This window comes from Xanthomonas sp. SHU 199, from assembly GCF_000364665.1.
Lineage (GTDB): Bacteria > Pseudomonadota > Gammaproteobacteria > Xanthomonadales > Xanthomonadaceae > Xanthomonas_A > Xanthomonas_A sontii.
The window spans coordinates 1-12,715 of the sequence record NZ_AQOI01000132.1 but is presented as its reverse complement, the minus strand read 5'-3'; the positions used below and the strand labels follow the sequence as shown (position 1 = coordinate 12,715).

Genomic DNA, 12,715 nt, shown 5'->3' with positions numbered 1-12,715 from the left:
CCGCGCGCACCGGGCCGCGGCGGGGTGTGGGGCGATCGGCTGTGGAGCGCGGCGCTGGCCCTGGCCGGTGCGGCCGCGGCCTGGTTCGCCTACGACTATGGCCGCCGCCACCTGGGCCTGCACGACCTGGCCGAGGCCTTCGGCGGCGGCCTGGCCACGCTGCTGCGGGTGGTGGTGCTGATCGCCCTGGCCAGCGTGGTGTGGGTGCCGATCGGGGTGTGGATCGGGCTGCGCCCGAAGGTGGCGCAGCGGGTGCAGCCGCTGGCGCAGTTCCTGGCCGCGTTCCCGGCCAACGTGCTGTTCCCGTTCGCGGTGCTGGCCATCGTCAGCACCGGCGCCGATCCCAACATCTGGCTGTCGCCGCTGATGATCCTCGGCACCCAGTGGTACATCCTGTTCAACGTGATCGCCGGCGCCAGCGCGTTTCCGACCGATCTGCGCGAGGCCGCCACCATCTACCACCTGCGCTCTTGGACCTGGTGGCGGCGGGTGATCCTGCCCGGCATCTTCCCGTACTACATCACCGGTGCGTTGACCGCATCGGGCGGTTCCTGGAACGCCAGCATCGTGGCCGAGCTGGCCAGCTGGGGCCACACCCAGGTGCAGGCCTACGGCCTCGGTGCCTACATCGCCCGCGCCACCGCCGCCGGCGACGGCCCGCGGGTGCTGCTCGGGGTGGCGGTGATGTCGCTGTTCGTGACCCTCTTCAACCGTGCGGTCTGGCGACGTCTGTACGTCTTCGCCGAACGCCGCCTGCGTTTCGACTGATTCCTGGAGACCGACCATGAGCTATTCCGCAAGCGTGCCCGAGCGCGCCCCGCTGGTCCGCGTGCAGGGTGTGCGCAAGACCTACGACAAGGGCGGGGCGACGCCGCTGGTGGTGCTGGAGGACGTCGACCTGACCTTGCACTCGGGGCAGATCGTCGGCCTGCTCGGCCGTTCTGGTTCGGGCAAGTCGACCCTGCTGCGCGCCATCGCCGGGCTGCTGCAGCCCAGCGCCGGCAGCATCGCCTTCCGCGATGCCGCGCCGGGCCAGGTCGCCGACGACATCGCCATGGTGTTCCAGAGCTTCGCCCTGTTCCCATGGCTGACCGTGCTGCAGAACGTGGAAGTGGGCCTGGAGGCGCGCGGCGTGGCCGCCGACGAGCGCCGCCGGCGCGCCCTGGCGGCGATCGACCTGATCGGCCTGGACGGCTACGAGGGCGCCTACCCGAAGGAACTGTCCGGCGGCATGCGCCAGCGCGTGGGCCTGGCGCGGGCGCTGGTGGTGCGGCCGAAGCTGCTGCTGATGGACGAGCCGTTCTCGGCGCTGGACGTGCTGACCGCCGAGACCCTGCGTACCGACCTGCTGGACCTGTGGTCGGAAGGGCGCATGCCGATCGAATCGATCCTGATGGTCACCCACAACATCGAAGAAGCGGTGCTGATGTGCGACCGCATCGTGATCTTCGGCGCCAATCCGGGGCGGGTGATCGGCGAGATCGAAGTGACCCTGCCGCAGCCGCGCAATCGCCTGGCGCCGGCGTTCCGCGCCCTGGTCGACGACATCTATGCGCGCATGACCGCCAGCCCGCAGCGGCCGCAGACCCGCGAGGGCGTGTTCCCGGGCAGCGGCATCGCCATGGTGTTGCCGCGCGTCTCGAGCAACCTGCTGGCCGGCCTGATCGAAGCGGTGGCGGCCGAGCCCTACCACGGCCGTGCCGACCTGCCGCCGCTGGCGGCAGGCCTGCAGCTGGAAGTGGACGAACTGTTCCCGATCGCCGAGACCCTGCAACTGCTGCGCTTCGCCGTGTTCGAACAGGGCGACCTGCAGCTGACCCCGGCCGGGCAGCGCTTCGCCGAGCTGGGCACCGACGCGCGCAAGCAACTGTTCGCCCAGCACCTGGCCACCTACGTGCCGCTGGCCGCGCACATCCGCCGCGTGCTCGACGAACGCCCGGCGCATCACGCGCCGGCGCGCCGCTTCCGCGACGAACTGGAAGACCACATGTCCGAGGCCTACGCGGCGGAGACGGTCCAGGCGGTCACCAGCTGGGCGCGCTACGCCGAGTACTTTGCCTACGACAAGCAGGCGGACCTGTTCTCGCTGGAGAATCCGAGCTGATCGCGTGGATTTCAGGCTGTGCGCAGTTTCGGCTTCAGCCGCGACCCGACGGCCACCATTGCAGGAACGGCGTCAGGCATGGCCTTGCTCGCCGCCCAATGCGCCTTGCAGCAACGATGTCGCGATCTGATCGGAGTCGTTGTGGGAGGGACTTCAGTCCCGACTGCATGCGCATCGAAGCGCTGGACGGCATCGCGCGTCGCGACTGAAGTTGCTCCCACAGTGACGCTTGCCCACGGCCGGGCGCTCGCGATTGGGAGAAGGGTTCAGGCGCGCGCCTGGATGCGACGCCGGTCGGTCGATGTGTCGTAGCTCGCCGCCGAATGCGCCTTTGCAGCAACGATGTCGCGATCTGATCGGGGGCGTTGTGGGAGGGACTTCAGTCCCGACTGCAGGCGCATCGAAGCGCCGGACGGCATCGCGCGTCGCGACTGAAGTCGCTCCCACAGTGACGCTTGCCCACGGCCGGTGGGAGAAGGGTTCAGGCGCGCGCCTGGATGCGACGTCGGTCGGTCGATGTGTCGTAGCTCGCCGCCGAATGCGCCTTGCAGCAACGATGTCGCGATCTGATCGGAGTCGTTGTGGGAGGGACTTCAGTCCCGACTGCATGCGGCCGGCCAGGCACGTGTCGCTCGCGTTTCGCGACCGAATGGCATCGCGCATCGCTGCTTGTTGCCGTGGTTCAGTGAAACCAGCCGTCGCCTCGCAAGAGCGACTTCAGCCGCGACAGGAGCATTTCCGGTACCGCCTTTAGCGGCTGAAGCCGCTCCTGCAGCCGCGAAGAATGCACGGGCTGCCCGGCCTCCTGCAGCAAGCGAAATCGAGAGATGGGGCCGGGTGAGTCTCTAGCGCGGCGCCCCGAACGCGCGGCCACATCAGGCACCGCGCGATGCCAACGCAACCGCCGCGATCGACTCAATCGCCGTCGTACAGCGGAAAGTGCACCAGCGGCGCCGGCGTGCCGGCAGCGGCGACCGCGCTGCCGTTGAGGCCCATGTCCCAGGCCAGGCCGGCCCAGACCGGGTCGGCGATGCGCGCGTCCTGCTGCGCCGGTGCGCGTGCGATCAGCAACTGCCGCAGTTCGGCCTGGGCCAGCGTTTCCAGCCGTCGCAGGGCGTGGCCGGGCTGGCGCGGCGCGGTCACCGGCCGGATGCCGGGTGCGGCCACCGGCTCGGACGCGGGCACGTGCGCGCCGCTGCTGTCATCGCAGGACATGGCCGCAACTCGGGACAGGGACTGGAGATGCATCGACATCGACGGGGCCGGACGGGAAGGGCAGAGACGACAAGCCCCGGCAGGGGCCGGGGACTCGTCGGTTCATGGCGCGGAGCGCGACAAGGCGGACTTAGAACAACTCGACCGTGCCGGCACCCATGCTCTGCTGCGCCACCGGCTTGTGCGGCGGACGCTCCCACTCGGTGCGCATGTCGCGCAGGCGGTTGCCGACCCGCTGCAGGGCGTCGAGCAGTTCGTGGTCGAACACGCCGCCATTGCGGTGCAGCAGTTCCTGCAGCGCCACGGCCTCGCGGTTGATCGCGGTCAGGCGGTCCAGGTGGGTGTGCACGCCGCCCAGGGCCTGGGTGGCGATGTCCTCGAACTGCAGGGCGCGCACCGCTTCGGCGACGCTGCTGTCGATGGCGCGGCCGCACTCGGAGATCTCGCGCATGCCGTCGCCCAGCGAGTGGTTGATCGCGGCCACGTTGTCCAGCATCGCCGCGGCCTCGGCCCGCGCCTCGCGGGAGCGGTCCATGTCGCGGGAGGCCATGTTCGAGACCGTCTCGCGGACCTTGGCGATGGCGTCCTTGGAGCTGTGCGCCAGCTTGCGGATCTGCTCGTTGAAGGTGGTCGAACGCTCGGACAGGTTGCGCACCTCGTCGGCCACCACCGCGAAGCCGCGGCCCGCCTCGCCGGCGCGCGCCGCTTCGATCGCCGCGTTCAGCGCCAGCAGGTTGGTCTGGTCGGCGATCGACTTGACGTCCTCCAGCAGGGCGAAGATGCCGTCCAGGTGCTGGGACATGTCGTCGATGTAGTGCACCGTGGTGCTGCTCTGGCCGCTGACCTGCTCCAGCGCCTCCACCAGCTGCTCCATGCGCTGGCTGGCATGCTGGGCGAAGCGGGCCACGTCCACCCCGGCGCCACCGTCTTCGCCGGCGCGGTCGACGATGCGGGCCAGCGCCACGCTCTGCTGCCGCGACTTGCGGTTCATCGCCTCGAAGCTGCCACCCAGGCCGCTGACCGCCTGGCGGATCAGTTCGCGGGCACGTTCGATCTCCGAGCGCGAGCCCTCGATCTCGTTGCCGACGAAGCTGCGCAGCTCGGTCAGCAGGTGGTCCTGCTCGCGCATGACCTTGGCCTGCTCCGGCGAGCGCCGGCTCTGGCTGTACGCGGTCCAGCCGGCGAAACCGAGCCAGCTCAGCGTCATGGTGGTGAGGATGGCCCAACGGACCGGGGCCGGCCAATCGAAGCCGGCGGCGATGGGGAACAGCAGCGTCAGGGCGAGCGGGGCGGCCAGACGGATCAGGAGGCGTGAGTACATGGAAGTTCTCGGCAGATTCACGATTGCTGTATCGGCCGCCCCCCCCCGGGTCTTTAGCAACGTGGTGCGCGGATCATCGAAACCTGCCGACATTCGTACGATCCGCGTCGCAGAACCACCGCGGGCGGCGCGCTGCCGGCCCGGCGCCGGCCCTCCGGGGACTCAGCGCAAGGCGCGGTCCACGGTCTCGCGCATGCGCCGCTTGGCCAGCAGGAAATCCCACAGGCTGCCGCCCATCTGCCGCCACAGCACCGCCGAACGCACCGCCGCCAGCAGCAGCGCGCGGATCTCCGCCACCACCCCGGCCTGACCCAGGTAATGCGGGTTGCCCTGCACCATCACCCGCGGGCGCAGGTGGCTGATGGTGTCGGCGTAGAGCTGGCCCAACGCCGCGATCACCTCGGGGTGGGTGCTGTCGGCATGGCGCTCCAGCAGCGGCGCGATCCGGGCCAGGCCGGCATCGACCTTGGCGTCGGTCTCGGCATCGCCGGCGAAGCGCCGTTCCAGCTGGATCACCGCCAGCGCCAGCCGCGGCAGCACCTCGTCCTGGCCCTGGTTGCGGAAGTAGTTGTGCAGCAGGCGCAGGCCCGGCGCCAGGTCGGCACGGCGGCCATAGACCGCTTCGGGGCTGGGCGCGTCGATGCGGAACACGCTGTCGAGCAGGGTGCGTACCAGCGACGCCTCGGACTGGCCGGTCTCGGCGATGCGCCGCACCTGCTGCAGGGCCTGGGCCATGCCCGCCAGCGCCAGCATGCGCGCGTCCATGGAATCGGTCATCGAATGGGGTCCTCGTGTACGGCGGGGGCCTGCTGCGCCAGGCGGCGCTCCAGCGGGGCATCGGTGGTGGCGATCACGGCGCCGCCCAGGCATTCCTCGCCTTGGTACAGCACCAGCGACTGCCCGGGGGTGACGGCGCGCTGCGGGCGCGCGAAGCGGACCGACAGGGTGCCGTCGTCGCCGACCTCGACCGTGCAGGGCTCGTCGGCCTGGCGGTAGCGGGTCTGCGCGGTGCACTCGAAGCGCCGTGCCGGCGGCGCACCGGCGATCCAGTGGGCGGCCTCGGACTGCAGCCCGTTGGCCATCAGGTAGGGGCTGTCGCGGTCCTGGTCGACGTACAGCACGTTGCGGGCGACGTCCTTGCCGACCACGTACCATGGCGCCGCGGCGCGGCCGCGCACCCCGCCGATGTTCAGGCCCTCGCGCTGGCCCAGGGTGAAGTAGAACACCCCCGGATGCTCGGCCACGACCTGCTCGTGCGGGTCGCGGATCTCGCCGCGCCGCGCCGGCAGGTAGCGGCCGAGGAATTCGCGGAAATCGCGTTCGCCGATGAAGCAGATGCCGGTGGAATCCTTCTTGGCGTGGGTCGGCAGGCTGGCTTCGCGGGCGATGCGGCGCACCTGTTCCTTGGGCAGTTCGCCGACCGGGAACAGGGTCGCGGCCAGTTGCGCCTGGCCCAGCTGGTGCAGGAAGTAGCTCTGGTCCTTGTTGCGGTCCAGCCCGCGCAGCAGCCGCCAGCGGCCGCCGAGGCTGTCCACCCGCGCATAGTGGCCGGTGGCGATGCGCTCGGCGCCGAGCTCGCGCGCCGCGTCCAGGAAATGCTTGAACTTGACCTCGCGGTTGCACAGCACGTCCGGGTTGGGCGTGCGCCCGGCGGCGTATTCGGCCAGGAAGTGCGCGAACACGCCTTGCCAGTACTCCTGCGAAAAGTCGCGGAAATGGAAGGGGATGCCCAGTCGCCCGCACACCGCCACCGCATCGCGGCGGTCGTCGTCGGCACGGCAGTCGCCGCTGCCGTCGTCGGCCCAGTTCTGCATGAACAGGCCGGACACCGCCGCGCCCTGCTGGACCAGCTGCCAGGCCGCCACCGACGAATCCACGCCGCCGGAGACCCCGACCATGACCGCTGCACCGCTCATGCCACCTGCCGCAGCAGATCCAGCGGGTAGCGGCGCCCGGCCAGGTAGTCGGCCACCACCTGCCACACCAGTGGGCTGCGCCAGCGCGGCGCTTCGGCCTCCAGTTCGGCCGGGGTCATCCACAGCGCGCGCACGATGCCGGTGTCCAGCGGCCGCTGCGCATCGTGCGCGACCGGATCGGCGGCGAAGGCGAAGCGCAGGTAGTGGCGGCCGGTGTCGGCCTTCCACTGGTAGGCGCCGATGAACGCAGTCGGCTGCACCTGCCAGCCGGTTTCCTCCAGCGTCTCGCGCACCGCGGCCTCGATCAGGCTCTCGTCCGGCTCCAGGTGGCCGGCCGGCTGGTTCAACACCAGCGCACCGGCGATGGCTTCCTCGACCTGCAGCAGGCGCCCGTCGCGCACCACCACCGTGGCCACGGTCACGTCCGGCTGCCAGGGTTCCGCGGCCGCCGTCATCAGAACAGGTCCTTGCCGCCGTTCAGTTCGGCGTCCATCGCGTCGGCGCCGCGCGCGGCCGCCTCCAGCGCCTCACGCAGCGCCGCATCGTCGGCATCGGCGGGGATCTTGACCACGAACACCGCGGTGCCGCCCTGGCGCACCCAGCCGCCGAGGATGTCCGACTGCGCGTCCTCCAGCAGCCGGTTGGCGACCTTGGCGGGCAGGCTGTCGCCCTGCGCCTGGTAGGCCGGCGACCACACCTCGCGGATGCGGTAGCTGCCGAAGGTCTCCACCGGCGAGCGCACATAGGTCAGCTGCTTGCGCTCCTGCCCGTGGTCGCGCAGGCCGAACAGCACCTGATAGTCGCCGTCCTCGTCCGCCTGTACGTCGTAGCCCAGCGCCTGCAGGCGCTTGCCCAGCGCCGCATCCGGCGTCTCGGCGGCGGCCGGCAGGGCGGCGGCGAGCAGCGCGGCGAGCAGCGGAAGCTTGGGGAACATCGTCGAATGCATGCGGAGCGCCATCGAAAGGAGGGGAATTGTGCGGGCAGGGCCGACGATCGTCCAATCCTGGCCGGCGGCCCCCGTATATAATGGGCGGATGCCCCGCAAGAATTCCCCCGAGCACGATCATGGCGTCATGGTGGAGACCGGCAAGCCGGAAGTCGCCCGCCCGCCCATGTATCAGGTGCTGCTGCTGAACGACGACTACACCCCGATGGACTTCGTGGTGACCGTGCTGCAGCAGTTCTTCTCCCTGGACCTGGAGCGCGCCACCCAGGTGATGCTGCACGTGCATACCCGCGGCCGCGGGGTGTGCGGGGTCTATACCCGCGAGGTGGCTGAATCCAAGGTGGCTCAGGTGAACGAGTTCTCGCGGATGAACCAGCATCCCCTGTTGTGCACGATGGAAAAAGCCTGATAGTGGGAGGCGTCGGTCACCGGTTTGCCCGGACTAACGCGGTGTGAACACACTGATCCGATAGGGTTGTGGAAATTCGCAACTCAAGCCACATATTGTCGGCAACAGACGTCGGAGTACACCATGTTCAGCAAAGATCTCGAGCAGACCATCGGCCAGTGCTACAAGCGCGCCCGGGAAGCCCGTCATGAGTTCATGACGGTGGAGCACCTGCTGTTGGCATTGCTCGACAATCCCTCCGCCCAGGCCGTGCTCAAGGCCTGCGGCGCCGACGTCGACCGCCTGCGCGGCGACCTGGAACAGGCCATCGAAGCCTCGGTGGCGCGCCTGGCCGACGACGATGGCCGCGACACCCAGCCCACCCTGGGCTTCCAGCGGGTGCTGCAGCGGGCCGTCTACCACGTGCAGTCCTCGGGCAAGAAGGAAGTCAGCGGCGCCAACGTGCTGGTGGCGATCTTCGGCGAGAAGGACTCGCACGCGGTGTACTTCCTGAACCAGCAGGACATCACCCGCCTGGACATCGTCAACTACCTGTCCCATGGCATCGCCAAGATGGGTGAGGACGGCGAGCACGCCGCGCCGTCCGACGGCGAGCCCAAGGGCGAGGCGGGCGAGGGCGAGCCCAAGGGCGATGCCCTGGCCGAGTACGCCACCAATCTGAACGAGCAGGCCCGCAACGGCCGCATCGACCCGCTGGTGGGCCGCGCCGACGAGATCGAGCGCACCATCCAGGTGCTGTGCCGCCGCCGCAAGAACAACCCGCTGTACGTGGGCGAGGCCGGTGTCGGCAAGACCGCCATCGCCGAGGGCCTGGCCAAGCGCATCGTCGAGGGCACGGTGCCTGAGGTGCTGGCCGACGCGGTGATCTTCTCGCTCGACCTGGGCGCGCTGGTCGCCGGCACCAAGTACCGCGGCGACTTCGAGAAGCGCCTGAAGGGCGTGCTGACCTCGCTGAAGAAGGTGCCCAACGCGGTGCTGTTCATCGACGAGATCCACACCATCATCGGCGCCGGTTCCGCCTCCGGCGGCACCATGGACGCCTCCAACCTGATCAAGCCGGCGCTGTCTTCGGGCGAGTTGCGCTGCATCGGCTCGACCACGTTCCAGGAGTACCGCGGCATCTTCGAGAAGGACCGCGCCCTGGCGCGGCGCTTCCAGAAGATCGACATCGTCGAGCCGACCGTGGGCGAGACCTTCGAGATCCTGCAGGGCCTCAAGCCGAAGTACGAGGCGCACCACGGCGTGACCTACGCCGACGACGCGTTGCAGGCGGCGGTGGACCTGTCGGTCAAGCACATCGGCGACCGGCTGCTGCCGGACAAGGCGATCGACGTGATCGACGAGGCCGGCGCGCGCCAGCGGCTGCTGCCGGAAGGCCAGCGTAAGGAGCTGATCGACATCGAGGAGATCGAGACCATCGTCGCCAAGATGGCGCGGATCCCGGCCAAGCAGGTCAGCGCCACCGACAAGGACGTGCTGCAGCACCTGGAGCGCAACCTGAAGATGGTGATCTTCGGCCAGGATCCGGCGATCGAGACGCTGGCCTCGTCGATCAAGCTGGCGCGCTCGGGCCTGGCCAATCCGGAAAAGCCGATCGGCAACTTCCTGTTCGCCGGCCCCACCGGCGTGGGCAAGACCGAGGTCACCAAGCAGCTGGCGCTGCAACTGGGCATCGAGCTGGTGCGCTTCGACATGTCCGAGTACATGGAGCCGCATTCGATCAGCCGCCTGATCGGCGCGCCCCCGGGCTACGTCGGCTTCGACCAAGGCGGCCTGTTGACCGAGAAGATCGTCAAGACCCCGCACTGCGTGCTGCTGCTGGACGAGGTGGAGAAGGCGCACCCGGACATCTTCAACATCCTGTTGCAGGTCATGGACCGCGGCGTGCTCACCGACACCAACGGGCGCGAGGCGAACTTCAAGAACGTGATCCTTGTGATGACCACCAATGCCGGTGCCACCCAGGCCTCGCGGCGCTCGATCGGCTTCACCCAGCAGGACCACTCCACCGATGCGATGGAGATCATCCGCCGCAGCTTCACCCCGGAGTTCCGCAACCGCCTGGACGCGGTGGTGCAGTTCCAGCCGCTGGCCTTCAGCCACATCCTGCGCGTGGTCGACAAGTTCGTGATCGAGCTGGAGATGCTGCTGCAGGAGAAGCACGTGTCGCTGTCGGCGACCCCGACCGCGCGCGACTGGCTGGCCCAGCACGGCTTCGACCCGCTGATGGGCGCGCGGCCGATGGCGCGGGTGATCCAGGACAAGGTCAAGCGCCCGCTGGCCGACGAACTGCTGTTCGGCAAGCTGGTCAACGGCGGCCGCGTCACCATCGACGTGCGCGACGGCGAGCTGGTGGTCGATACCCAGGCCGAGCCGGAGCGCCTGCTGCCGGCGACGGTGGACTGAGGCCGGGCCGACAGGCACGACGAAAGGCGGCTGCAGAGGCTGCAGCCGCCTGGCGAGGTCACCGTCGTTCCATCGTTGCAGACGCGAAAGGCGGCCGTTGGCCGCCTTCTTCATGTCCGCCCGGGGCGGATTACTTCATGCGGTAGGTGATGCGACCCTTGGTCAGGTCGTACGGGGTCATTTCGACCTTCACCCGGTCGCCGGTCAGGATGCGGATGTAGTTCTTGCGCATGCGGCCGGAGATGTGGGCGATGATTTCGTGCCCGTTTTCCAGCTTGACCCGGAACGTGGTATTGGGCAACGTCTCGCTGACGGTGCCTTCGAATTCGATGGAGTCGTCTTTCGACATGTAATCCTGTGCGATTCGGAACGGCCAAAGGCCTGAAGAGCGAGGATTTTACTCGCCTGGGCCGCGCCATGCAAAGTTTGCGTTAATCCCGCTCAGCCCTGGGCCAGTTCCGCGGCCGCCAGGGTGCCGAAGCGCAGCGTCCACGGCGCGGTCTCGGCAGTCGCGGCCACCAGCGGCGCGATGGTGTCCAGGAACCGCGCACGCGGCCAGCGCTCGGCACCCAGGCTGAGCAGGTGGTCGTTCTCCACCTGCGCGTCGATCAGCGGCCAGCCCCAGCCGTGCAGGCGCCGCGCCAGTGCCGCCAGCGCGACCTTGGAGCCGCCGCTGCGCGCACTGAACATGCTCTCGCCGAAGAACATGCGCCCGCGCGCCACCCCATAGATGCCGCCGACCAGCTCGTCGCCGTCGAACACTTCCACCGAATGTGCGTGGCCGGCCTGGTGCAAGGCCAGATAGGCGTCGCGCATCGGCGCGGTGATCCAGGTGCCGTCCTGGCCGCGGCGGGGGAGTTGCGCGCAGGCATCGATGACCTGGGCGAAGGCGGTGTCGGCGCGCACGGTCCACGGACAGTGGCGCAGGCTGCGGCGGAAGCGCGAGGACAGGCGCACGCCATCGCTGCGGAACACGGTGCGCGGGTCCGGACTCCACCACAGGATCGGCTCGCCGTCGGAGTACCAAGGGAAGATGCCCTGGGCGTAGGCCGTGAGCAGGCGCGTCGGCGACAGGTCGCCGCCGACCGCGAGCAGGCCGTTCGGCTCGCGCAGGGCGCTGGACGGCGGCGGGAACGGGGCGGCGGGATCGGCCGCGAGCAGGACAGGGAGACGACGCATCGCCGGCAGCGTAGCCGATGCCTCAGGCGTCGTGGCGGAACGGCGAGTGGCGCTGCAGCGCCGCCGCGTGCTGGCGCACCTCGGCGCGCTCCTGCGCGCACCACTCGGCCAACGGCACGCGGAAGCCCGGGTCGGCGATCCAGTGGCGGCTGCGTACCAGCCGCGGCAGGAAGCCGCGGGCGATCTTGTGCTGGCCCTGCGCGCCCGGCTCGAAGCGGGTCAGGCCCTCGCGCAGGCAGTACTCGATGCCCTGGTAGTAGCAGGTCTCGAAGTGCAGGCCGGGCAGGGGCTCGCCGCCCCAGTACCGGCCGTACAGGGTGTCGCCGCCGCGCAGGCAGAACGCACCGGCCACCGGCGCGCCGTCATGCATGGCCAGGAAGATCAGCAGGTTGCGCGGCATCGTTCGCGCAAGATGCGAGAAGAAGTCCAGGGTCAGCGCCGGCGAATTGCCGTAGTCGTCGAAGGTGCGCAGATAGAAGCCGTACATCGCCTGCAGGTCGGCGGCGCTGGCCTCGTCGCCGTGCAGCACGCGGAAGCCGATGCCGGCGCGCTGCACCTTGGCCCGCTCCTGGCGGATGTTCTTGCGGTGCTTGTGGTCCATCGCGCCCAGGTAATCGTCGAACCCGGTCCAGCCGGCGTCGTTGTGCCACTGGTACTGCACGTCGTTGCGTTCCAGCCAGTCGGCGCCGAATGCGGCGTCCTCGTCGGCGCGGTGGAAATTGACGTGGGCCGAGGACAGACCGGTGCGCTCGGTCAGCGCCCGCATGGCCGCGAGCAGGTCCTGCTGCGCCGCCCGGTCGCGGGCGAGCAGCCGCGGCCCGGTCACCGGCGAGTACGGCACCGCGCACAGCCACTTTGGGAAGTAGTCCTGGCCGTAGCGCGCGTAGGCATGCGCCCAGGCATGGTCGAACACGAATTCGCCGTGCGAGTTGCTTTTGACGTAGCCGGGCGCCGCCGCGACCAGCGCCTCGCCGTCCCAGACGGTGAGATGCAACGGACTCCAGCCCCAGTCCGGGCGCAGGCAGCCGTGCTGCTCCAGGCCGGCCAGGAAGGCGTGGGCGACGAAGGGATTGCGACCGTCGTGCAGGGCGTCCCAGTCGGCGGCAGCGACCGTATCGAGCTGGTGCAGCCAGCGGATCCGGCTCATCGCCGGCGCTGCTCGCGGTGGAAGGCGGCGCAGCGGCCGCCGGCGTCACCGGCCGCGCGCGCGGGCGCACGG

The 12,715-nt window shown here is 69.6% G+C and carries 13 protein-coding genes; 4 read left to right on the top strand and 9 right to left on the bottom strand.

What is annotated here, in order from left to right:
- Positions 1 to 768 (top strand): ABC transporter permease subunit (locus D183_RS0106340; protein WP_017908268.1); only part of this gene is annotated, 768 nt, incomplete at its 5' end.
- A gap of 16 nt (positions 769 to 784) precedes the next feature.
- Complete coding sequence (locus tag D183_RS0106335) at positions 785 to 2,104, top strand: ABC transporter ATP-binding protein (RefSeq protein ID WP_010341738.1); 1,320 nt, start codon at positions 785 to 787, stop codon at positions 2,102 to 2,104.
- A 915-nt stretch (positions 2,105 to 3,019) separates the two neighbouring features.
- Here D183_RS0106335 and D183_RS0106325 read toward each other — a convergent pair.
- The 6 genes from D183_RS0106325 to D183_RS0106300 all read right to left on the bottom strand — a co-directional run bounded on the left by D183_RS0106325 (position 3,020) and on the right by D183_RS0106300 (position 7,514).
- Positions 3,020 to 3,319, bottom strand: a complete 300-nt coding sequence (locus tag D183_RS0106325; protein ID WP_017908266.1) for a hypothetical protein — start codon at positions 3,317 to 3,319, stop codon at positions 3,020 to 3,022.
- A 130-nt stretch (positions 3,320 to 3,449) separates the two neighbouring features.
- Positions 3,450 to 4,640, bottom strand: coding sequence for a methyl-accepting chemotaxis protein (locus D183_RS0106320; protein WP_017908265.1), 1,191 nt, complete (start codon positions 4,638 to 4,640; stop codon positions 3,450 to 3,452).
- 162 nt (positions 4,641 to 4,802) lie between these two features.
- Positions 4,803 to 5,417, bottom strand: a complete 615-nt coding sequence (hflD, locus tag D183_RS0106315; RefSeq protein ID WP_017908264.1) for a high frequency lysogenization protein HflD — start codon at positions 5,415 to 5,417, stop codon at positions 4,803 to 4,805.
- A complete protein-coding gene (mnmA, locus tag D183_RS0106310) occupies positions 5,414 to 6,556 on the bottom strand; it encodes a tRNA 2-thiouridine(34) synthase MnmA (RefSeq protein ID WP_026144244.1) in 1,143 nt (380 codons plus the stop codon). The genes hflD and mnmA overlap by 4 nt, the downstream gene beginning before the upstream one ends.
- Positions 6,553 to 7,011 carry an NUDIX hydrolase gene (locus D183_RS0106305; protein ID WP_017908262.1) on the bottom strand — a complete coding sequence of 153 codons (459 nt, stop codon included), beginning with the start codon at positions 7,009 to 7,011 and terminating at the stop codon, positions 6,553 to 6,555. The genes mnmA and D183_RS0106305 overlap by 4 nt, the downstream gene beginning before the upstream one ends.
- The gene (locus tag D183_RS0106300; RefSeq protein ID WP_017908261.1) at positions 7,011 to 7,514 is read right to left on the bottom strand and encodes a hypothetical protein; all 504 of its coding nucleotides are present in this window, start codon (positions 7,512 to 7,514) and stop codon (positions 7,011 to 7,013) included. Before D183_RS0106300 ends, D183_RS0106305 begins: the two co-directional genes overlap by 1 nt.
- A 76-nt stretch (positions 7,515 to 7,590) precedes the next feature.
- Here D183_RS0106300 and clpS point away from each other — a divergent pair, with 76 nt between their 5' ends.
- Positions 7,591 to 7,911: an ATP-dependent Clp protease adapter ClpS gene (gene clpS, locus D183_RS0106295; protein WP_010341728.1), complete on the top strand. Its 321-nt coding sequence runs from the start codon at positions 7,591 to 7,593 to the stop codon at positions 7,909 to 7,911.
- Between the two features lie 123 nt (positions 7,912 to 8,034).
- The gene (gene clpA / locus D183_RS0106290; protein ID WP_017908259.1) at positions 8,035 to 10,317 is read left to right on the top strand and encodes an ATP-dependent Clp protease ATP-binding subunit ClpA; all 2,283 of its coding nucleotides are present in this window, start codon (positions 8,035 to 8,037) and stop codon (positions 10,315 to 10,317) included.
- 130 nt (positions 10,318 to 10,447) lie between these two features.
- On the opposite strand, the gene infA is transcribed toward clpA, so the two are convergent.
- The 3 genes from infA to D183_RS0106275 all read right to left on the bottom strand — a co-directional run bounded on the left by infA (position 10,448) and on the right by D183_RS0106275 (position 12,643).
- On the bottom strand, positions 10,448 to 10,666 hold the full coding sequence (infA, locus tag D183_RS0106285) for a translation initiation factor IF-1 (RefSeq protein ID WP_004425677.1): 219 nt from the start codon (positions 10,664 to 10,666) through the stop codon (positions 10,448 to 10,450).
- Positions 10,667 to 10,758: 92 nt separating this feature from the next.
- Positions 10,759 to 11,496 (bottom strand): leucyl/phenylalanyl-tRNA--protein transferase, encoded by a 738-nt coding sequence (gene aat, locus D183_RS0106280; protein ID WP_017908258.1) that lies wholly within the window; start codon positions 11,494 to 11,496, stop codon positions 10,759 to 10,761.
- Between the two features lie 22 nt (positions 11,497 to 11,518).
- On the bottom strand, positions 11,519 to 12,643 hold the full coding sequence (locus tag D183_RS0106275; protein WP_017908257.1) for a GNAT family N-acetyltransferase: 1,125 nt from the start codon (positions 12,641 to 12,643) through the stop codon (positions 11,519 to 11,521).
- Between the last annotated feature and the right edge of the window lie 72 nt (positions 12,644 to 12,715).

Excerpts from the sequence above, each read along its gene's own strand:
- mnmA (WP_026144244.1), bottom strand. The coding sequence starts at position 6,556 with ATGAGCGGTGCAGCGGTCATGGTCGGGGTCTCCGGCGGCGTGGATTCG.
- D183_RS0106305 (WP_017908262.1), bottom strand. The coding sequence starts at position 7,011 with ATGACGGCGGCCGCGGAACCCTGGCAGCCGGACGTGACCGTGGCCACG.
- aat (WP_017908258.1), bottom strand. The coding sequence starts at position 11,496 with ATGCGTCGTCTCCCTGTCCTGCTCGCGGCCGATCCCGCCGCCCCGTTC.
- clpS (WP_010341728.1), top strand. The coding sequence starts at position 7,591 with ATGCCCCGCAAGAATTCCCCCGAGCACGATCATGGCGTCATGGTGGAG.
- clpA (WP_017908259.1), top strand. The coding sequence starts at position 8,035 with ATGTTCAGCAAAGATCTCGAGCAGACCATCGGCCAGTGCTACAAGCGC.
- hflD (WP_017908264.1), bottom strand. The coding sequence starts at position 5,417 with ATGACCGATTCCATGGACGCGCGCATGCTGGCGCTGGCGGGCATGGCC.
- infA (WP_004425677.1), bottom strand. The coding sequence starts at position 10,666 with ATGTCGAAAGACGACTCCATCGAATTCGAAGGCACCGTCAGCGAGACG.
- D183_RS0106335 (WP_010341738.1), top strand. The coding sequence starts at position 785 with ATGAGCTATTCCGCAAGCGTGCCCGAGCGCGCCCCGCTGGTCCGCGTG.
- D183_RS0106300 (WP_017908261.1), bottom strand. The coding sequence starts at position 7,514 with ATGGCGCTCCGCATGCATTCGACGATGTTCCCCAAGCTTCCGCTGCTC.
- D183_RS0106320 (WP_017908265.1), bottom strand. The coding sequence starts at position 4,640 with ATGTACTCACGCCTCCTGATCCGTCTGGCCGCCCCGCTCGCCCTGACG.
- D183_RS0106325 (WP_017908266.1), bottom strand. The coding sequence starts at position 3,319 with ATGTCCTGCGATGACAGCAGCGGCGCGCACGTGCCCGCGTCCGAGCCG.
- D183_RS0106275 (WP_017908257.1), bottom strand. The coding sequence starts at position 12,643 with ATGAGCCGGATCCGCTGGCTGCACCAGCTCGATACGGTCGCTGCCGCC.